The following is a 20,686-nucleotide window of genomic DNA, read 5'->3' on the forward strand; positions in this document are numbered from 1 at the left end:
ATGGCGATCACGCCCGCAGAAATCGCGGAAACCCGCGGCATGGTTGAGGAACAGAACCTCGACATCAGGACCATCACCATGGGTGTTTCGCTCATGGGTTGCGGTGACGAGAACCTCGACCGCATGTGCACGAAGATCTACGACCATGTGACGCACACGGCTGAGCATCTGGTCGAGACCGCCGAGAACCTCGAGCGCGAGTACGGTATCCCCATTGTCAACAAGCGCGTTTCCGTCACCCCGGTGGCGCAGATCGCCGCGTGCTGCAAGGATGAGGACCTCACCCCCATCGCGCATGCCCTCGACCGCGCGGCCGAGACGCTCGGCATCGATTACCTGGGCGGCTTCTCCGCACTCGTCCAGAAGGGCATCGGCGACGCCGACCGCCGCGTCATCCAGTCCATCCCCCAGGCGCTCGCCACCACGAGCCGTGTCTGCTCCAGCGTCAACGTCGCCAGCCTGCGTGCCGGCATCAACATGGACGCCGTGCTTATGGCCGCCCAGACCATCATCGATGCCGCTAAACTCACGGCCGACCAGGATTCCGTCGGCGCTTCCAAGTTTGTCTGCTTTGCTAACATGGTCGAGGACTCCCCGTTTATGGCGGGCGCCGTCCACGGCGGTGGCGAGGCCGACGCCGTCATCAACGTAGGCGTCTCGGGCCCCGGCGTTATGGCCGCAGCCCTGGAGACGCTGCCCGATTCCGCATCGATGATGGAAGTCGCCGAGAAGATTAAGCAGACCGCCTTTAAGATCACCCGCGCCGGCGAGCTCATGAGCCGCGAGGCCGCCCATCGCCTGGGTGTCGAGAAGGGCATCGTCGACCTGTCGCTGGCCCCCACGCCTGCCATCGGCGACTCCGTTGCCCGCATTCTCGAGATCATCGGCGTGGGCACCTGCGGTGGCCCGGGCACGACCTGCGCGCTCGCCATGCTCAACGATGCCGTCAAGAAGGGCGGCGTCATGGCCAGCTCCAGCGTGGGCGGTCTCTCCGGCGCTTTCATCCCCGTGTCCGAGGACGCCGGCATGATCGCCGCCGTCGAAGCCGGTGCGCTTTCGCTCGAGAAGCTCGAGGCCATGACCTGCGTGTGCTCCGTCGGCCTGGACATGATCGCCATCCCCGGCGACACCCCGGTCGAGACCATCGCCGGCATCATCGCCGACGAGATGGCCATCGGCGTCATCAACAACAAGACCACGGCCGTCCGCGTGATTCCCGCCATCGGCAAGGGCGTGGGTGACTGCGTCGAGTACGGCGGCCTGTTCGGCCGTGCACCCATCATGCCGGTGAACCCCAACGCCGGCACCGTGCTTGCCCATCGCGGTGGACGTTTCCCGGCGCCGCTGAACTCGCTGAAGAACTAGCTGAGGGGTTCGGGCGAGGAGCCCCGGGGAGGGCAAATATATAAGGTCGCCTGCTCGGACAGTCCTGACTCGCACGGAGAGCACATTAAGTGCTCTCCGGCTCGTGCGAAACTCGCGATCGACCTTATATATTTGCCCTCCCCGGGGCTCCCGCACAACGGGACCTCGATTGAGTTCTATCCCGGTTGCAGTCGCTTCGCTTCTGCTCCACTTTGCTGGTATGACGGTTTGGCGTTGGATCGGTTCTTTCTGATATATGCTGGTTGCGGCTCTTCTTTTGGGAGGAGTCGCTTTTTTGTTGCTAGGAGGTTGGCCCGTGGCTGATGGGGAGAATCGTTCTGAGCTGCTTTCCACAGATTGGAATCTGGAGTGGATGCGTCTGCAAGCTGATCGGCGGCGGGCTGACGATTCTTTTGAGTGGGATAAAAGGGCTCGGCATTTTCGGCCGTTGGAGACTGCCCCTTATGCTCGGGATTTTATAAAGCTGCTGGCGCTTGAGCCCGGCGAGTCGGTACTCGATATGGGGTGCGGGGCTGGGTCGATTGCTATTCCGCTTGCTCAGGCTGGGCATCCTGTGATTGCTGCTGACTTTTCCCCTGCCATGTTGGGCACGCTTGATGCTGGCATTGAGTACCATGGGCTCGAGAATCGCATTACACCGCTTGAGCTTGCTTGGGATGATGATTGGGATTTGGTTGGACCGGTCGCGAAAACGGTGGATGTTGCCTTTGCCAGTCGGTCGGTTACGACGACCGATCTAAAAGGTGCGCTTGCCAAGCTCGACCGTACGGCTCGTCGGCGTTGTGCTGTCACGATGGTCGCCAACTCCAGCCCGCGCTATGATCTGCACCTGATGAACGCCATTGGTGCCTCGGTTACCTGCAGCAATGGCTTTGTGTACGCCTTCAACATCCTCATTCAGATGGGTGCGTTGCCGCAGGTTACATACTTTGAATCGCCTCGTCGCGATACCTTCGATAGCCTTGAGGCAGGCGTGGCGGATTTTTCCCGTATGCTCGAGCATGGCAACGAGGATAAGATCGACCGCCTGCACGACTATATCGCTCAGCACATGATCGAAAACCCCCATGCCGGCGAGCCGGGCTCCAAGGGCGTGCCGCAGGGGCGCTATATGCTCGACCATATCCGTAAGGTTCGCTGGGCGTTTATTGCATGGGAACCGGTCTCTGAATCCCGCTCGTAGCCCGTTCACAGCCCGCACTGCCCATCACCTCGGCATCCGCATTCTTTTTGAACTGGGCAAACGCACTCCACACCGCGCCGTTCCTGCGCTATCGTGGGACAGCTCACGTAGATTAAGGCCCCGTCGCGGGGCGCCCCATACATAGAAAGCGAGAACCCATGGCACTGACAGGAGCCCAGGTCAAGCAACTTCGCAGCATGGCCCATCATCTCAACCCCGCCATCATCATCGGTAAGTCCGATGTCAACGAGGGCACCGTCGAGCAGACGGTCGCCTACCTGGAGAAGCACGAACTCGTTAAGTGCTCCGTGCTCGATGGCTCCAGTCTTTCCGCCCGCGAGGCCGCCGAAGAGCTCTCCGAGCGTTGCCACGCCGAGGTCGTCCAGGTCATCGGCCGCAAGTTCTCGCTGTATCGCGAGTCCTCGCGCAAGGACATCGAGAAGATCGAGCTCGTCTAAGAGCCAATGATCCGGCGAGCCAACACATGGCAAGCTTACGGGTGCCCAAGTACTTCGGGCGCCCGTTTTTTATCGCTCGACCAGCACGCGATTGAGCCGCCCCTCCACCAAGCGCTCGTATAGACGCCGCGTCTCGGGCTCGGGCACGCCATTGACCTGCTCCCTTAGATGGTGCATATGCCCGCTGTACAGCTCGACGATATCGCGCCGCCGCCCCGCCGCACTGTAGACGCGCATGGCGCAGCGCACCATATCCTCACGCGCTGTTTCCTGCCGAAGCCCCGACTCCGCCAGCCAAATCGCCGACTGCAGATCGTTTTCTTCTAGAGCGGCATTTGCTCCCTTAATCATGCAATCGATGAACTTTGACTGCATAATGCGTCGCATACGCAAAAAGTAGGTGGGGTTACAGCCATTGGGAACATACAGCGGCCCGGCATAAAGCTGCTCAATCTTAAGGCACAGCTCAACTAAATGGGGCCCGCGCGCACCCGTGCGATTTCCCAAAACCTCGCGGCTTATCTGGTCAAACAGCCGTACATCGGTCTTGACGTAGTCGCCGTTGAGTCCGATGCATTCATTTTGGATGAGCACACACGACTTGCCATCCGGCGTCGGTCCCAAAGCCGACCGCAAGCGCGATATCGTCGAGTACAGGTTGTTGCGGGCGCTATTGAACTCGGCATGGGGCCACAACTCCATGGCCAGCGTCTCACGATCGACGAGCGCATCCATGCCCAGCGCAAGCCGCTCGGCAAGTGTCGCCGCCTTCTTGCGGCGCCACATTTTGTCCGTGATGGGAAACCCGTCGCGCTCGGCGCGAAACGCACCAAACATGCGAATCTCGATATGGTCAATGGTATCAACGGCTTCAACCTCGCCGGCCTGGAACAGGCGCTCGCCCTCCCCTTCCAAATCGTCGCGCAGCGAGTACCGCGACAGCTCGCGCACGGGAAGCTTCTTGCGAATCCTGGTCGCCGGCTCGCCCAGACAATGCATGGCAAGGCGCGCAAAGAGCCGATACGATGGCTCCAGAATCCCCGCACGATTCATGGACATCCAGGCCGCAAGATCGCTGTCTCGGCCCGCACAGGCCAAATGCAGCGCCACCATCCAGGCCTCCGCTCCACCAACCTGCGTCTGGCTTATATCGAGCAACTCCGCTTCCTCACGCACCGAAACCATCGAGGTGTTACGCAGATACGCCGCGCGCTCCAGCAGCAATGCGTTATCGCGCATGTACGCAATCGACTCCTCGGCAAGTTTGAGCACTTGGACCGCACGGAACTTTGCATTAACCGGCCGTCCCTCTGCCAGCGACTGCCAGCCTTCTAGCAACAGGCCAAACAGCTGAATCTGGTTGTCGCGCATGCGCACGGCAAAACGATCGAGCTCGTTGAATGCCGCGTCGTCGGTTACCGGCAAGCCGGAAAGGAGCCGCCGTGCCGCCAACACCATGCGCACCCAGATAGCCATCGCCTTAAGCCCACGTACGTCGAGCGCCTCCCGCACCACCGTCATCTCGTCGTCGCGCTCGTCGGTTCCCGCAAACGACCCGTCAAAAAGCTCCACCAGCATGCTGTCGGCCCGTATAACAATCCCCGCGATGTCGAGCTCGCAGTCGTAGGCCTTGCTCGTTTTGAGCTGCTGTAGAACGCCGCCGTCATCTCCCCGCTCGGTCAGGCAGCGCTTGACCTCGATATGCGCGGACAACATATCGAGTGCGGTATGGGATGTCTCTATTTCTGGCACGGCCAGGTTCGTAGGAAGCCCAAGCCCGTTGTCCCCATAGCAAACAGCCGTCAGTGTCTGGGCCACCCTCCATGAAACAGGGTCTATTTCGCAGGCCGCCCGTTCGCCCCCGCGCTCGATGACCGATGCCATATAGCGAGCGAGCTTTGTATTGGACACGCTGACCGCTGCCAGATATACGCCAAGCGCCTCGGCAGGCGTTGGCTCTGGAGCCGGATCCTCGGCATCGATCGTGCCCAGCGCTGCTCGGCAGATATCGGCCCCGTGCCCCGTCAGAGCCAGATCGACCCCATACTGCCCAGCAAGTTCAAGGACCGCATCACGGTCCAAAAAGGCGTCCGCCAGGCCCATCGCCGCATCGCATCGGCCCGCCTTAAGCAAAATCCGGGCCGCCCTCGGAACAAGTTCGGGGCGAACCTCGGCCACCAACTTACGCAAGCGCAAGCGTCCGTTATCCTCCGTGCCCAGACACGTAAAACTCCGCTCGGCGGGGTCCAAGCCAAAGATCGGGTAGTCGCGTACGAAGTAGGACTGGTCGACCATCGATAGCCTCACCCCGCAAGCCTCGAGTTCTGCGATATTGCCCTCGCCCATCAAAATCATGAGACATGCCACGCAAAACAGTGCATTATTGTCGAGCGAAGCCAAGTCGACAAGTGCCGCGCCATATACGTTGACAATCTCGTTTTCGAGCAGACCGGCTACGTCGCCTTGGCCATACAGACCCGTCTGCAATGCCGAAACGAGCTCGGGCACGCCCTGCGTGAGCTGATAAAAGTCGAGCGATGTGCTGATCGAAAACGCCGATGCCCACGCCGAATACTCATAGGCATGCACCTTGAGCATCTGCGCATTGATCTTAACCGAATCGCCCAGCCCATGAATCAGTTGACGATTTGAAGGACGGCAGGAGATAAAGACCCCCACCCCCATAGCGCGCAGGCCGCGAATCCTGTCGATGAGGTCTTCGGTATCGTGCTGATCGAGGTTTGGCACATTATCAATCGCGATAAGGGAGTGCGGTTTGTCTTTGAGTTCTTCGGTAACCACCTCGAGCTGCATAAACACCTCGCGCCCAGTGGCGCGATCGGCCTCGATAATCCGCACGGGGCCTCGCGTCGGGTCGCATTTAACCTCATGGGTGTACTGCAGCAGCACCGAGGTCTTCCCAAACCCGTCGGGCGCATAAAGAACCACGATGCCGGCCTTTCGGCCCTTGGCGAGAAGCTCATTCATCAAGCGTTCGCGTCGCACCATATAGCCACCGCCCAGCGGCATCAGCTCGAGGTCGTCCATACTGCCCAAATCGTTTACCATGCCCGCTCCTCAACTCGACCGTATGGACACTGTAACCGCAAGACCATACAAGCCGCGCTATGAATAGAGCGACCTTGTGTTCTAGGTTGTCTTTTGGTACGCAAGCGGCAAGTTTTTGTACAGCGAGGGCCGATTGTTATTAATCCCCCGACTAATCGGTCTTTAAGCAGGTAAATGAGCTTGTCAGCTTGTCCCATCTAAGCGGCAGTGTAACGCAAATGAACAAGGTTCAGCTATGTCATTCAACTCGCCTAGCACCCGCTACCGTCTACGACCTTTTAGTGGCATTTTTGCATAGAATCTGGTATGGAATGAATCAAGCTGTTGGGCATCCGGCATTCGTCAAGCTTGCGGCAAGATTTTGGTCAAGCGGGCGGAGAGGGATAACAAAAAGGCCCCCGCAAAGCGGAGGCCTTAGGCAAGGCTATGTCGAGATGCAGGATTCGCGCTACTCGCAGAGCGAAAGGGCGGCCTCGTCGGCAACGACAACGCAGTTGGTGTGCAGCTGCAGGATCGAAGCCGGGCACGCGGGCGTAACCGGACCATAGCACATGTCATGCACGGCCTGAGCCTTGGCCTCGCCGTTGGCGACGACTAGGATCATGCGGGCATACATGATGGTCTGGGTACCCATGGTGTAGGCCTGACGGGGAACATCGTCGATGCTGTCGAACAGGCGGCTGTTGGCCTGAATGGTGCTCTCGGTGAGGTCGACGCAGTGCGTGCCCTTGGAGAAGTGGTCATCGGGCTCGTTGAAACCAATGTGGCCGTTGTTGCCAATGCCGAGCAGCTGCAGATCCGGGTAACCGGCGGCGGCGACGATCTTGTCGTACTCAGAGCAGGCAGCGGCGGCGTCGGGGTTGGAACCGTCGGGCACATGCGTGTTGTTCAGGTCGATGTTGATGTGATCGAAGAAGTTCTCACGCATGAAGTAGTGATAGCTCTGGGGATCGTCGTGCGAAAGGCCGCGATACTCGTCCAGGTTGTAAGTGCTGACCTCGGCAAAGTCGACGTCGCCCTTCTCGTACCAAGCAGCGAGCTGCTTGTAGGCACCGATCGGGGTGGAGCCGGTGGCAAGACCCAGCACGCAATCGGGCTTGAGGATAACCTGCGCCGAGATGATATTGGCGGCCTTGCGGCTCATATCCTCGTAGTCTTTAGCTTTAATGATCTTCATTACGCGTCCTTTCTCGTACAAGAGAGGCAAGGCTCCCCTTACAAGCACTTGCCCGCGGCCCGCGTCGGCCGCAACCAACGTGTGCGGCCACCAGGGCGAGGTCGCGTAATGTATGTGTCTCGTGTCTAGCCGCGTCGAGGCCCCTGCCCGTCCACGGTGACCCAAAGCCGTTTAGCTTCGGACAAATCCCATCTTGCCACGGAGGGCGCCCTCTTTCAAGGGCGCCCTCCATAAACGTGTTTGAATTGTAGGCTAATGGCCACGTGCACTTACTAGCGCTCGCGAGCAACGATGAGCTGGTCCATCTCTTCGACATGCGCACCAACGGAGCCCTTGATACTCGAGAACTCAACGGAGTTGCACACCAAGATGGGAACCGTCACATCGTAGCCCTCGGCAGCAATTGCCTCGCGATCGAACTCGATGAGCACGTCACCCTTATGGACGACATCGCCCACCTGTGCATGCACGCTAAAATGCTTGCCCTCAAGCTGAACAGTGTCCAAGCCAACGTGGATGAGCACGTCTAGGCCATCGACCGTGTTGAGCGCAACGGCGTGACCCGTGGGAAAAATGGCCTCGACCTTGGCGTCTGCCGGCGCAATCACACGCGTGCCGGTAGGCTGAATCGCCACGCCCTGGCCCAAAAGGCCGGTGGCAAATGTCTGGTCATTGACCTCGGACAACGGAATGACGTCGCCCGAGATGGGAGCATCCAGCGTAAGAACTCGTCCACGCATACCAAAAGACCTTAGGACTTTAGTGAACATGCTCCCCCTCGGACATACCAATCAATCAAAATAGCTTTAACAGTTTACCACTTGGCACCCGTTTTTGACCATTAGGGAAGTTCGCGCTTGACAACCTCGACGATGTCGTCGACAACACGCTGAGTGAGCTCGTGCGTCTCCGCCTCGGCCATAACACGGACCAGCGGCTCGGTACCGCTCGGGCGCACCAGAATGCGGCCGCGGCCGTCAAGCTCCTTCTCGGCGGCAGCGACGGCGTCCCAAATGGGCTGGCAATCGTCCAGGCCGGCCTTGTTGTCGGAATGCACGTTGACGAGTACCTGCGGGTACTTCTTCATGATGCCGGCAAGATCGGTGAGGGTACGACCGGTGCGCTTGAGCACGGCCAGCAGCTGCAGAGCCGTCACCAGGCCGTCACCGGTGGTGTTGTGCTCCAGGAAGATGATGTGGCCGGACTGTTCGCCGCCGATGACGGCGCCATCCGCGAGCATGCGCTCCAAAACGTAGCGGTCACCCACGGCGGTCTGAACCATCTCGAAGCCCTGCTCCTTCATAGCGATGGAGAAGCCAAGGTTGCACATGACGGTCGAGACGATCTCGGAGTTGGCGAGCTTGCCGCGGGCGGCGAGGTCAGAACCGCAGATAGCCAGGATGTAGTCACCGTCGATCTCATTGCCCTCGCCGTCGACGAACAGCACGCGGTCGGCGTCGCCGTCGTGGGCCAGGCCGATATCGGCGTGGGTGCGCAGCACGAGCTCGCGCAGGGGCTCAAGGTGAGTGGAGCCGCACTCAACGTTAATGTCGGTGCCGCAGTAATCGGTGTTGATGGCATGGACCGTGGCGCCCAGGCGCTGCAGCGCAGCGGGCGTGGTCTGGCAGGAAGCACCGTGACCGCAGTCGACGGCAACAACCAGGCCATCGAGCTTAAGGCCGTCGAGCGTGCTGATGGCATGATCGACATAGGCCTTGCGGGCGTCTTTCATCTTGATGATGTGACCCACACAGGCGCCGGTCGGCAGCGTGTCGGCAGCCATGGCCTCCTCGGACATGACCCAGGCGCTGATCTCTTCCTCGACAGCATCGGGAAGCTTCATGCCCTTGCGGCTAAAGAACTTGATGCCGTTGAACTCCGGCGGATTATGCGAAGCGGAGATGACGATGCCGCCGTCGAGCTCGTTTTGGACGGTGAGCAGCGCCACGGCCGGCGTAGGGATAACGCCGCAGCAATGCGGACGGCCGCCCTCTGCCATAATGCCAGCGGTCAGAGCACTCTCGAGCATGGTACCCGAAAGGCGCGTGTCGCGGCCGATGCAGATGTCCGGGCCAAGGAACTTGGTCGCCGCGCGGCCCAGGCGAAACGCGAGGTCGCACGAGAGGTCGGCATTGGCGACGCCACGGACGCCGTCGGTACCGAAGATGTTCTGGGGCATAGGATCGCTCCTTCCCTAGCAGGCGATATGCAACCGCCCACCCTAGTCGAAAAAGAAAAGCGGGACCCGCCGAGGAATCGGCAGGCCCCGCTTGTACATTGTATCTCGTAAGGAGATAAAACCTTAGCGCTTGGAGAACTGGGGAGCGCGGCGGGCCTTCTTGAGGCCGTACTTCTTGCGCTCGACCACGCGAGCATCGCGCGTAAGGAAACCGGCCTTCTTGAGGTCAGCACGGTAGTCGCCAGCGTTCAGAAGAGCGCGGGCGATGCCCAGGCGCAGAGCGCCGGACTGACCGGAGATGCCGCCGCCATCGCACAGAGCGATGACATCGAACTGACCGGCGGTGTCGGTCACCTTGAAGGGAGCAAGGGCGTTCTCAACGAGCTGATGACGGCCGAAATACTGCTCGGCGTCACGCTTGTTGATGGTCACCTTGCCGGTGCCGGGGACGAGACGGACGCGGGCGACGGCGTTCTTACGACGGCCGGTACCCTGGTAGACAACGGTGTTCTCAGCCATCTTTAAGCCTCCAGCTCAATCTTCGTGGGGTTCTGGGCAGCGTGCGGATGCTCGGCACCAGCGTAGACCTTAAGCTTGGTCATCTGGGCACGGCCGAGGGTGGTCTTGGGCAGCATACCGCGAACGGCGCGCTCGATGACCTTCTCCGGGTGCTTCTCCATAGCCTGGCGGAAGCTCTCAGCCTTGAGGCCGCCGTTGTAGCCGCTGTGGCGATAATAGGTCTTCGTGTCGGCCTTGTTACCGGTAAGCTGGACCTTATCGGCGTTGATGACGACAACGAAGTCGCCGCAGTCGCTGTTGGGCGTGAACTGGGGCTTGTTCTTACCGCGCAGGATCATTGCGATCTGGGTGGCAAGACGGCCCAGGACAGCACCATCGGCGTCGACGAGAACCCAGTTGCGCTGGACCTCGCCCTGCTTGGCGTAGTGAGTCGATTTCGAAATCACTTAGACTCCTCCATGTACAGTACGTGTTGTTACAGAGATTCACGGGGCTCTGCAAGTAACCCGTCCATATTACCCCGCTCGCCGTACGAGTCAACAGGTATTTTGGCTCCGACCAGAGTTTCTGCACATGTCATCCACGAGCCGTGATTTTTCCAACTCTTTAGCTGTTGTCATTTTTTGAGGGTTCGCCGTCGCTAGCGCTCAACGAACTCTTGGATTTCCGCGAGCAGGCGCTTTGCCTCCTGACGGCCCTGGATATACAGGTCCAAAAGCTTTGCCGGATCGTGCTCGACATGGCCGACCTCGACCGGCTTTTGCGGAGCAATGACCAGCGCGCGGTCCTCGCGCTCATACTTCCACAGGTGCATGCGCTGGAGGTTATAGCGGTCGTGGCGCGTCTCGATAGCCTCGAGCAGATAGGGGTAGTCGACATAGCGGGCGCGCGCGGCAGGCATAAACTCGTAGGGCTTTTTCTCGTACGAGCGGTCCTGCGTGACAATGACAACCGCGCGATCGAAGCCCGCCTCCTCCAGCACGTGCTCGATGGGGACCGAATCGGCTACGCCGCCGTCGACGTATTTGTGCCCGTCGATCTCGACCGGCGGCGTCACCAGCGGCAGCGACGTCGAGGCACGCACGGCATCGAGGTCGAGCACGGCGCTTTTGACCGGCAGGTAGGCAGCGGTTCCAAACAGCATGTCCGTCGCGACGGCGTACATCTCGATAGGGCTGGCGTCGAACGTCTCGTTATCAAAGGGATCCAGGCGGTCCTGGATATCGTTGAAGATAAAGTCGTAACCCACGATGGAGCCCGTGGATGCGAAGGATGCGGCACCCATGTAGCGGTTGTCATTGCAGAAGGTCAGGTTGATGCGATTGACGCGACCGATCTGGTGCGACTTGTAGTTGACGCCGTTGAGCGCACCGGCCGAAACGCCGTACACCGCCGGAATTTCGACACCGGCCTCCATGAGAACGTCGAGCACGCCGGCGGTAAACTGCCCACGAAAACTGCCACCCTCCAAGACGAGCGCGACCTTGCCGGCGTTCTTTGCCTTATCTTCTGCAGTCATATTGACCTCCTGCGATTGCGTTTTGGCTTTCTTCTACCCAGTTTTGGAATGGAGGGCGCATAGGTTTTGGAGTTGAGAATATGGAGCGGAAAGCGTGTCCCAGTTTGAGGCGGGATTCCGGGATGAACTTTCCGCTTGGACCGCCGTTGGGAAAGCGTGTCCCGTTCTGAGCGCGGATTCCGGGATGCAGTTTCCGCTTGAGGCGTCTTCCGGAAAATGAATCCCATTCCGAGCGTCGATTCCGGGATGCAGTTTCCGCTTGAAACGTCATCCGGAAACCGCATCCCAGTCTGAACCGGAATTCTGGGATGGATTTTCCGCCTGGGGCGACGTTGATGCGGGGCATGGCAGGCTGCAGTCCGATCGGCATCGCATCTGCATAGGGCTGAGGCTTTGCGCGGAGAATCCGCGTATTTGCTTCGCAAATACGCACCGGCTTCGGCCGCCTGCCGGCGTCCTCGCCCGCTCGCTACAAACGCTTCGCGTTTGCTTAACGCTCGCGCCCTGCGCAGAGTTCGATCCTCCGCGGTATCTATATGTAATAAAAAAGCAGGTAGAAACACTTCTCTACCTGCTTGTAACTATTGGTGGAGGCGCGGAGAATCGAACTCCGGTCCACGAAAGCCCCCTGATTGGCATCTCCAAGCTCAGTCGCTGGTTTAGTCTCGGACGCTTTGCGCGCAGCGACACGCTCGCGGCATCCCAACCGGTTCGGTCTTAGCCCGCGCCATACCGATTACGTGTGCGGGAGCATTCCCCTAACATGACGTCGCGCCGGTGTCGGGGAAATCACCGGGTTGACGCGCCGCTATAAACTAAGCAGCGAGAGCCATAGGCTCAAAAGAAGAGTTGTTGTCAATTCAATTTGACGGTACCCCTGTTTAACGAGGCGAGGAGACCTCGGCTTGCTTCCTCTCTCAGAGCTATCGTGTCGAAACCAGTCGCCCCCGAATGCTGGGAAAGTCTGGATGGCATCGGGCACAAAAGCACCCAACAGCCGTCGACTTTTCAAGGAACATGCGGGACGAGCCCCGCTTGTGGAGTGTTATCTTACCACGTTCTAAAGGCAGACAGCTGTTCTATGCACGAGCTGTGAAGACCCCAATGTGCGCCGCACTTCGCACTTTTGCTACCGATCGCGTCACGTATATTTTCGCCAAGCACAACTGCCCCGTCGAAAGGACCGTTATGGATACCAAGCAGCAACTCGTCAATGCCCTCGCAGGCCTGGGCTCAACCATTACCGAAGCTATGGATGTCATCGAAGGCTTTGTCCCCTGCGGACATCCCGCCCTCACGGTATCGAACGCACTCGTCGCGCTGGACGCTAACGATGATGTGGCTCTCGCCCAGCAGCTTGAGACCGTCGAGGGCTTTATCGACCACGTGAGTGAGAACCGCGGCGTGGTCGCCTACCACGGCATCGAGGTCGAGCTCGCGGGTCCCAAAGCCGATCTGCTCGCAGCAATCCGCGAGGTAGGCGCCCTCATGCAGACCGCAGGCGTCAAGAACACCCAGGTCAACGAGTGGGTCTACCGCAGTCTGGCAGCACTCGACAGCTCCGACGAAAAGGCAGCCGAGCAGCTCGCAGAAAGTCCCGCCATTAAGGCCGAGCTTTTGTAAATAGCAGGCGCGGGCCCCTTGGCGCATCGTCGTCCAAGAGGCCCGCAAACAGTTCGCGTCAACCGATAGCCGCGCCGCCGCGTTCGGCCAGCGCGAGAATCGGCATCATTTGGCGCGGGGTCTTTGCTGCAAGATCGGCATGTTCGAGCAGTTTGCGATCGTTGGTCACCAAGTAATCAACCTGCGCGCGCTTGCACGCGGCGAGCACCAAGTTGTCCTCGTAATCGCAATGGAGCGCTAAGTATTTGTCGGCCAGCCAAAGGTCCGACGCATCTGCACCCACGGCTGTGGCGTTTTCGGTCATATTCCGAACAAACGCCAGCGCCGCATCGCCAATCGCGCGGGCAGAAGCCTCGTCGAGCGCTCCCCCGCTGGCAAGAACGCTACGCTTCAGCTCGTGTTGGACAACGTACAGCACGTCCTTGGCGATATGCACCGGAAAGAACAGCAATGCCCCCGTCTCCGTCGCCTGTCCAATAAACGCACGTGCGGCAAGCGACTCGGCATGGTCGGCGCAAAACGAATCAACCCATACGTTGGCATCCACCATTATTTTGAGGGGAACCCCGCTCACAGGATCATCCCCTTTTGGCGATAATGCTCATCCATGGCTTCGGAATAGATTGCGTCCCAACCGCGATCGTCGGATGCGGGCGGCGCAACGATGCCCAAATCTGCATAAAGCCGGTCTGCCGCTGCCCACGACGCGGCGAACGGAGTATCGTGCGCGACGGTCTGCTGCCGGTCGTCGACGGCCGCAAGCACTTCCTCGCACTGCCCGCCACCCTGTGCGACCTTGGCCACCACCTTTTTGATGAGCTCGGGCAGTGACCCGCCCGAAAGCTGCAGCGCTTCCTCGGCACGGTTCTTGACCTGGCGATCCACGCGAACGTTCACCTGTGCCATGCCACTAACAGCACCCACGTTGATCCCGCCCCCTTCAATTGCTAGCCATGCTAGCACCACTATATAGATAAGCTAGCACTTGGTCAAACGCAAAAGGCCTGCGCCCAGACGACACAAATGCCGTCTGGGCGCAGGCCAGATAACGTGGGCGAACACGTCTGCTAGCGCAGGTAAGCCTTCGCGTTGCTCAGGCTGTAGGCAATCGTCGAGCCGTTGTGCAGCAGCGACGACGCCTGCGGGGTAATCGCGCCGGTGATCCCCAGCGCCAAGAGCGCTGAGTTGGTGAGCATCACCTTAGAATAGGAGCTCGTCAGACGGTCGATGAGACCCTGACTCATGCGGCGCAGGCGCACGATCGCGGCAAGATCCGTGTCGGTCAGGATGATGTCGGCGACCTCCTTGGCGATGTCGCTTCCGCCACCCATTGCCAGCCCCACGTCGGCCAGGCCCAGCGCCGGTGAGTCATTGACGCCGTCGCCCACCATGGCAACGTGACGCCCCTCGCCCTTAATGCGCTCCACATAGGCGTACTTGTCCTCGGGCAGCAGCTCGGCCTTAAACTCGTCAACGCCCGCCTCGCGCGCAATGCGCTCGGCCGTGCGCTCCGAATCGCCTGTGAGCATAACGACATGCTTGACGCCCAGCGCATGCAAGTCGGCGATGGCCTCACGGACCCCGGGCTTGAGCGGATCCTCGATGCCGAGCACGCCGACGACCTTTCCATCGACCGCCAGATATAGCGGCGACAGGCCCTGCATCTGGGACTCGATTTGCTCCTTAATGTCGGCCTCGAGCTGCGCGCTCTCGTCCTCAAACACAAAGTGTGCCGAGCCGATAATCGCGCGACGCCCTTCGATGGACGAAGCGATGCCGTGCGCCACGATGTACTCGACCGCAGCGTGACGCTCGCGGTGCTCGAGCCCGCACTCGCGTGCCGCATTGACCACGGCACGCGCCACCGGATGCGGAAAATGCTCCTCCAAGCAAGCGGAAAGGCGCAGGACCTCGTCCTCGCTCCAGCCATCGGTGGTGAGCACGCAGGCAAGACGCGGCTGCGCCTCGGTAAGCGTGCCGGTCTTGTCAAACACAATGGTGTCGGCCTTGGCAAACGACTCAAAGTATTTCGCGCCCTTGACCATGACGCCCATCTTGGCAGCATCGCTCATAGCGGTCATGACGGCAACGGAACCCGTGAGCTTGAGTGCGCACGAGTAGTCGACCATCAGTGCCGCCGAGGTCTTGATGAGGCTGCGGGTAGTAAGCGCAACCAGGCCCGCGAGCAGGAAGTTCCACGGGACGATCTTGTTGGCAAGGTCCTCCATATGCGACTGGCCCTCGGACTTGAGCGAGTCGGCCGTCTGCACGAGCGAGACGATTGAGCGCAGTTTGGTTTGCGCCGTATTGGCGCGCACGCGCACCAAGATGCCGCCGTCTTCCACGACGGTACCGGCGAACACGTCGTCGCCCACGCTGCGCTCGACGGCCAGCGGCTCGCCGGTCAGGGTCGCCTGGTTGACCATAGCGCTCCCCTGCTCGACAACACCGTCGATGCAGATGGACATGCCGGTGCGCACGGCGACCAGATCGCCGGGCTCAAGCTCGGTGGCGGCAACGCTTACCTCGGTGTCGCCGACGACCTTTTGCGCCTTGTCGGGCACATCGAGCAGCGAGTTGATGAGCTCGTTTTCGCTCATGGCGCGGGTGTAGTCCTCGAGCAGCTCGCCCACGTTGAGCAGGAACATCGTCTGGCCTGCGGTGTCGACATCACGTTTGACGAACGAAATGCCGATGGCCGAAGCGTCGAGCACGGGAACGGTCAGGCGCGGCTGCGCGAGCTCACGGAGGGCGGCACGCAAAAAGGCCATGTAACCGGCCACGACAAACACCGCACGCAGGGGCGTGGGCAAGAACCAGCGACGTGCGTAATGGGCACCGACGAGTGTCGCCAGGTCCATAACGAGTTTGTGCTTGCGCGGCTCAAGCTGCATCACGTAACCCGACTTGGCATCGGCAATAGCTTGAGCATCGAGTGCGCCCAGGGCGTCGAGCACGCTTGCGCGGCGCGGCTCGTCGTACTCCAGCGCCATCTGGCCAATGCGGCCGTAGACGCGCACCTTGCGCACACCATCGATTTCGCCGCTGAGCTTTAGAAGCGCATCGAGATCGCTCTCTGGCACAGGACCCGCCAACTGGAGGCGGGTCCTGCCGGGGATCTCGCTGATAATCGAGAATCTCATTGTTTATGCCTGGGAGTGCTACTCGGCTGCGTTGTCCGCGGCGGCCTCGCTCTGGGTGATGTAAGCAGCCTCGGCAACCATGTCGTCGACCTCGGCCTTGGCCTGCTCGACCATGTCCTGGTAGCCGTTCTTGATGCGCATGCCGCACGCAATGCCCTGCACGCAGGCGTTCTTTACCGGAGCGCTGGTGAGCAGCTTGATGCCGGCCGTACCAAGCAGAAAACCGCCACCGACAAGCAGGGTGTTAAACGTCGACTTCTTCATGTTGCTTCTCCCTTTTGCCGCATCGGACGCGGCACGGTGCCTCAGCACCCGAGTAAACAAGTTTGCTCGAGCACACTTTTGGAAAATAGTTTAGTTTATCTAACTATTGAGGTCAACAAAGGTTAACTTTTTGGAAATCTTGGGGCGCGCTGTGACCAAGGGGGCCGTCCCTGCACCACATCCACAAAAAATGAGGGCGCCAACAGCGCCCTCATTCACCAAATTCCATTCAGCCCGCCTGACCCGAACGGCCGAGTCGTTGCAGAACCCGGGAGCCCCGGCAGGGCGGGTGCGTCCTCAAAATGAGTTCCCTTCAAAACAATGGGCGCGCCAACGGCACGCCCATTCACTCTATTCAATTCAGCCCCACCTGACCCGAACGGCCGAGTCGTCACGGAACCGAGGGGCCGGGTGCAGGGCCTTGCCTCTCAATGAGTTCCGCACGAACAGGAGGCGCCAGTGGCGCCTCCGTCGTGAGTCAGGACTGTCCGAAATTGAGAGGCAAGGCCCTGCACCCGGCCCCTCGGTTCCCGCTTACGAGAGCGACGTTCTCAGCAACTCGTTGAAGAGCTTCGGGTTGCCCTTGCCGCGGCTCGCCTTCATGCACTGACCCACCAAAAAGCCGATGACCTTCTGGTTGCCGTCACGATACTGTTGCGCCTGATCGGCACAGTTAGCCAGCACCTCGTCCACGATCGGCTGCAACGCACCGGCATCACTCACCTGACGCATGCCGCGCTCGTCGACAATCTTGTTGGGGTCGTCGCCGGTCTGGGCCATGGCCTCAAAGACTTCGTGCGCCTGGTTGGAGCTGATGGCATCGGTCGCCAGCAGCTTGGCGAGTGCTGCCACCTGAGCCGGCGCGATACCGGACTCGGCGAGCGACACGCCCGCGCCCTTAAGGTAAGCAATCATCTCGTTCACCAGCAAGTTTGCAACCGTCTGGGCCTCCTTGCCAGCCATACCGGCAGCGGCCGCCTCAAAGAACTCGGCAAACTCCGGGTCGCCGGCGATCTGCTCGGCGTCGGCCGCCTTAATGCCAAAGTCGGCCTCAAAGCGGGCGCGCTTGGCATCGGGCAGCTCGGGGATCTCGCCACGGCAGCGGTCGATGAACTCGTCATCCAGATCGAACGGCGCCAGGTCGGGATCGGGGAACAGGCGATAGTCGTCGGCCGTCTCCTTCACACGCATGACCACAGTGCGCTTGCGGCTGGGCTCCCAGTGGCGGGTCTCCTGATAGATGATGCCGCCCTCCTCGAGCACCTCGGCCTGGCGGCAAATCTCGTAGGCAAGGCCATCGTGCAGGCTCTTAAACGAGTTGAGGTTCTTGAGCTCGGTCTTGGTACCCAGCTTGGTCTCGCCGCGGCGGCGCAGCGACACGTTGCCGTCGCAGCGCATGGAACCCTTCTCCATGGAGCAGTCCGAAATGCCCAGCGTCACAAAGATGCGGCGGAGCTTCTCCATAAACAGGCGCGCTTCCTCGGGCGTACGCAGGTCGGGCTCAGTCACGAGCTCAATCAAAGGCGTGCCGCAGCGGTTGTAGTCGACGAGCGACTCGGCCGCGGCGGTAATGCGGCCCTCGGCGCCACCCACGTGGACCATCTTGGCGGCGTCCTCCTCCATGTGGATGCGCAGGATGCGGATGGGCACCGTGTAGGAACCGTCCTCGCGGCGCTCGGGCATCTGCAGGTTAGATGCATCGTAGCTGGCCAGATGACCGGCGCGCTGATTGCCCTCGCGCATGGTCGACGTCATGGACGTGGACAGACCCTCGGCGTTGGCCGAGGCGCTCGCCAGACTCTGGGCCTCGGCCTCGCCAAACGCGCAGTCGGGGCGCTCGGCGGCGCCGCGACCGGTCACGTCCAGATCAAGATGACCGTACATGGCAAAGGCGACTGGACCCTGCGTGGTCTGGAAGTTCTTGGCCATATCGGGATAGAAGTAGTGCTTGCGGTAGAACATCGAGTGGCGCTGAATCTCGCAGTTGGTGGCGAGACCGGCCTTGACGATGCTCTCGATGGCGCGCTTGTTGGGCACCGGCAGCGCACCGGGCAGGCCCAAGCACACCGGGCACACGTTGGCGTTGGGCTCGTCATCGTGGCTGAGCTTGCAGTTGCAGAACATCTTGGTATCGAGTGCGGTGAGCTCGGTATGGATCTCCAGGCCGATCACGGCCTCCCAATCCTGCAGGACCTCGGAAAGCTCCTTCATTACAGCTCGCCTCCCTTCCCGGCAAAATCGGGCGCGACGGAAAGCGCGGGCGCACCCGTGGCGGCATCGGCAAAGCCGCGCTCCAGGGCGCGGGCAAACGTAAGCAGCTGACGGTCTTTAAAGGCAGGTCCCACCAGCTGGGCAGAAACGGGCAGCTGAGTATCCTCGCCCAGGCCCAGCGGCACCGAAATGCCACCGTTGCCGCAGATGTTGAGCGAAATGGTATACAGGTCGGAGAGGTACATCTGCGTGGGGTCGCTGATCTCGCCAAACTTAAAGGCCGTGCGCGGCGAGGCGGGCATGAGGATGGTGTCCACCTTGGCATACGCGGCGTCGTAATCCTGCGTGATGAGTGTGCGAGCCTTCTGTGCGGCGTAGTAGTACTTGTCGTACACGCCCGAGCTCAACAGGTAGGCGCCGAGCATCTGACGGCGCTTGGCCTCGGCGCCAAAGCCGTGGGCGCGCGAAAGCGAGCTCTGGTCGGACAGGTTGGCGCAGCCCTCTTCCTGATAGCCGTAGCGAATGCCGTCGAAACGAGCCAAGTTGGAGAACGCCTCGGCCGGGCCGATGACGTAGTAGGCGGCGATGGCGGCGTCCAGGTGCGGCAGGTCGACCTCGACCAGCTCGGCGCCCTGGTTCTGCAGCTCCTGGGCGGCGCGCTGAACAGCGGCCTTGACCTCGGGCGTCAGGCCCTCGGCCTCCATAAACGCGGGGATGATGCCCACGCGTTTACCCTCGATGCTGTCGTTGAGATGCTCGGTAAAGTCGACGGCGCAATCCTGGCTGGTGCAGTCGTACGGATCATGGCCCGCGCCGGTAAGCGCGTTCATGGCCAGCGCGACATCCTCGACCGTGCGGCCAAAGGGGCCCACCTGGTCGAGCGACGAGCCAAAGGCAACCACGCCGTAACGGCTCACAGCGCCATACGTGGGCTTAAAGCCCACCACGCCGCAGAGGCTCGCCGGCTGGCGAATGGAGCCGCCGGTGTCCGAGCCCAGCGAGAGCGCGACCTCGCCCGCGGCGACGGCCGCAGCGGAGCCACCCGAGGAGCCGCCGGGCACGCGCTCGGTATCCCAGGGGTTGTTGGTGCGGTGGAACGCCGAGCTCTCGGTGGAGCTGCCAAAGGCAAACTCGTCCATGTTGGCCTTGCCCATGGGCAGGCAGCCGGCATCGAGCATGCGCTGGACGCAGGTGGCGGTGTAGACGCTCTGGTAGTCCCCGAGCATGCGGGAAGCGCAGGTAGTGCGCGTGCCCACGAGGTTCATGTTGTCCTTGATGGCCAGCGGCACGCCCGCAAGCGGGGGCAGCGGCTTGCCTGCGGCACGGTCGGCATCCACGCGCGCAGCAGCCTCGAACGCAAGCTCGGGCGCCACCTGCAGGAATGCCTGAACCCCGCCCTCGCGCGCCTCGATGGCGGCAAGGGAGGCCTGGGCCACCTCGGTAGCGGTAAAGTCGCCGGCGGCAACGCCCGCGGCGATCTGGGCGGCGGTAAGGGAATCGAAGCTCTGCGCCATTACTCGCTCTCCCCCTCTCCCAAAATGGACGGCACGCGGAAGTAGCGATCGCGCGCGCTACCAGCGTTTTCGAGCGCGACGTCGAGCGGCAGGTCGCGCTCGGGCTCGCGCAGGTCATCGCCCATCACGTTGGACAGGCTTCCGATGGGATGGAACGTGGGCTCCACGTCGGGTAAGTCATATTGCAAGACGGGCTCGAGCATCTGGACGGCGTCGTTCATATAGGACGTCATCTGGGTGAGCTCGTCATCGGTCAGTGCGATCTTTGCGTACTCGGCGATGCCGCGCACGTCTTTCTCGCTGAGTGCCATAGGCGCTCCCTTCCGCATAACAGATAAACCGCTCTAGTATACAGGGCAGCGCCGGCTTGGAGCAGGCGCTTTACCTAAATGCAGCGAAAACGTAACGAGGGCGGTGGATTGGCAGGCTGCGGGCTGGCGG

18 protein-coding genes and 1 other RNA gene are annotated in these 20,686 nt (G+C 61.0%); 4 read left to right on the top strand and 15 right to left on the bottom strand.

The features are described from left to right. From DWV20_RS01325 to DWV20_RS01335, 3 genes are all read left to right on the top strand, one after another. Positions 1-1,365, top strand: coding sequence for a PFL family protein (locus DWV20_RS01325; RefSeq protein ID WP_035136908.1), 1,365 nt, complete (start codon positions 1-3; stop codon positions 1,363-1,365). A gap of 316 nt (positions 1,366-1,681) precedes the next feature. Next, entirely contained in the window at positions 1,682-2,569 is an 888-nt protein-coding gene (locus DWV20_RS01330; RefSeq protein ID WP_233539745.1) for a methyltransferase domain-containing protein, read from the top strand. A 158-nt stretch (positions 2,570-2,727) separates the two neighbouring features. Continuing rightward, positions 2,728-3,027 carry a YhbY family RNA-binding protein gene (locus tag DWV20_RS01335; protein WP_117637846.1) on the top strand — a complete coding sequence of 100 codons (300 nt, stop codon included), beginning with the start codon at positions 2,728-2,730 and terminating at the stop codon, positions 3,025-3,027. Between the two features lie 69 nt (positions 3,028-3,096). Here DWV20_RS01335 and DWV20_RS01340 read toward each other — a convergent pair whose 3' ends face one another. The 8 genes from DWV20_RS01340 to ssrA all read right to left on the bottom strand — a co-directional run bounded on the left by DWV20_RS01340 (position 3,097) and on the right by ssrA (position 12,439). Continuing rightward, on the bottom strand, positions 3,097-6,096 hold the full coding sequence (locus tag DWV20_RS01340; RefSeq protein WP_118256183.1) for a BTAD domain-containing putative transcriptional regulator: 3,000 nt from the start codon (positions 6,094-6,096) through the stop codon (positions 3,097-3,099). Between the two features lie 448 nt (positions 6,097-6,544). After that, positions 6,545-7,273 carry a glucosamine-6-phosphate deaminase gene (gene nagB / locus DWV20_RS01345; protein ID WP_055251013.1) on the bottom strand — a complete coding sequence of 243 codons (729 nt, stop codon included), beginning with the start codon at positions 7,271-7,273 and terminating at the stop codon, positions 6,545-6,547. 272 nt (positions 7,274-7,545) lie between these two features. Further along, positions 7,546-8,013: a PTS glucose transporter subunit IIA gene (locus tag DWV20_RS01350; RefSeq protein WP_316242586.1), complete on the bottom strand. Its 468-nt coding sequence runs from the start codon at positions 8,011-8,013 to the stop codon at positions 7,546-7,548. Between the two features lie 101 nt (positions 8,014-8,114). Further along, positions 8,115-9,452, bottom strand: a complete 1,338-nt coding sequence (glmM, locus tag DWV20_RS01355; RefSeq protein ID WP_117563621.1) for a phosphoglucosamine mutase — start codon at positions 9,450-9,452, stop codon at positions 8,115-8,117. A gap of 123 nt (positions 9,453-9,575) precedes the next feature. Beyond that, a complete protein-coding gene (gene rpsI, locus DWV20_RS01360) occupies positions 9,576-9,971 on the bottom strand; it encodes a 30S ribosomal protein S9 (RefSeq protein ID WP_022094634.1) in 396 nt (131 codons plus the stop codon). A 2-nt stretch (positions 9,972-9,973) separates the two neighbouring features. Further along, positions 9,974-10,417 (bottom strand): 50S ribosomal protein L13, encoded by a 444-nt coding sequence (gene rplM / locus DWV20_RS01365; RefSeq protein WP_022094635.1) that lies wholly within the window; start codon positions 10,415-10,417, stop codon positions 9,974-9,976. 194 nt (positions 10,418-10,611) lie between these two features. Further along, entirely contained in the window at positions 10,612-11,490 is an 879-nt protein-coding gene (locus DWV20_RS01370; protein WP_118256184.1) for a patatin family protein, read from the bottom strand. Positions 11,491-12,075: 585 nt separating this feature from the next. After that, positions 12,076-12,439: a transfer-messenger RNA gene (gene ssrA / locus DWV20_RS01375) on the bottom strand. A gap of 239 nt (positions 12,440-12,678) precedes the next feature. Here ssrA and DWV20_RS01380 point away from each other — a divergent pair. Then, positions 12,679-13,113, top strand: a complete 435-nt coding sequence (locus DWV20_RS01380; RefSeq protein WP_147346296.1) for a hypothetical protein — start codon at positions 12,679-12,681, stop codon at positions 13,111-13,113. 58 nt (positions 13,114-13,171) lie between these two features. On the opposite strand, the gene DWV20_RS01385 is transcribed toward DWV20_RS01380, so the two are convergent. From DWV20_RS01385 to gatC, 7 genes are all read right to left on the bottom strand, one after another. Then, the gene (locus DWV20_RS01385; RefSeq protein WP_147346297.1) at positions 13,172-13,687 is read right to left on the bottom strand and encodes a PIN domain-containing protein; all 516 of its coding nucleotides are present in this window, start codon (positions 13,685-13,687) and stop codon (positions 13,172-13,174) included. Continuing rightward, positions 13,684-14,037, bottom strand: a complete 354-nt coding sequence (locus DWV20_RS01390; RefSeq protein ID WP_147346298.1) for a hypothetical protein — start codon at positions 14,035-14,037, stop codon at positions 13,684-13,686. Before DWV20_RS01390 ends, DWV20_RS01385 begins: the two co-directional genes overlap by 4 nt. A 143-nt stretch (positions 14,038-14,180) precedes the next feature. Then, positions 14,181-16,196 carry a heavy metal translocating P-type ATPase gene (locus tag DWV20_RS01395; RefSeq protein ID WP_233539746.1) on the bottom strand — a complete coding sequence of 672 codons (2,016 nt, stop codon included), beginning with the start codon at positions 16,194-16,196 and terminating at the stop codon, positions 14,181-14,183. 78 nt (positions 16,197-16,274) lie between these two features. Then, positions 16,275-16,520 carry a DUF6110 family protein gene (locus DWV20_RS01400; protein WP_117817141.1) on the bottom strand — a complete coding sequence of 82 codons (246 nt, stop codon included), beginning with the start codon at positions 16,518-16,520 and terminating at the stop codon, positions 16,275-16,277. Between the two features lie 534 nt (positions 16,521-17,054). Then, positions 17,055-18,731 carry an Asp-tRNA(Asn)/Glu-tRNA(Gln) amidotransferase subunit GatB gene (gene gatB, locus DWV20_RS01405; RefSeq protein ID WP_118256189.1) on the bottom strand — a complete coding sequence of 559 codons (1,677 nt, stop codon included), beginning with the start codon at positions 18,729-18,731 and terminating at the stop codon, positions 17,055-17,057. Then, entirely contained in the window at positions 18,731-20,245 is a 1,515-nt protein-coding gene (gene gatA / locus DWV20_RS01410; RefSeq protein WP_118256190.1) for an Asp-tRNA(Asn)/Glu-tRNA(Gln) amidotransferase subunit GatA, read from the bottom strand. Before gatA ends, gatB begins: the two co-directional genes overlap by 1 nt. Then, on the bottom strand, positions 20,245-20,556 hold the full coding sequence (gatC, locus tag DWV20_RS01415; RefSeq protein ID WP_055250987.1) for an Asp-tRNA(Asn)/Glu-tRNA(Gln) amidotransferase subunit GatC: 312 nt from the start codon (positions 20,554-20,556) through the stop codon (positions 20,245-20,247). The genes gatA and gatC overlap by 1 nt, the downstream gene beginning before the upstream one ends. Positions 20,557-20,686 lie beyond the last annotated feature (130 nt).

The sequence above is a fragment of the Collinsella sp. AF02-46-1 genome, from assembly GCF_003465825.1.
Taxonomy (GTDB): Bacteria; Actinomycetota; Coriobacteriia; order Coriobacteriales; family Coriobacteriaceae; genus Collinsella.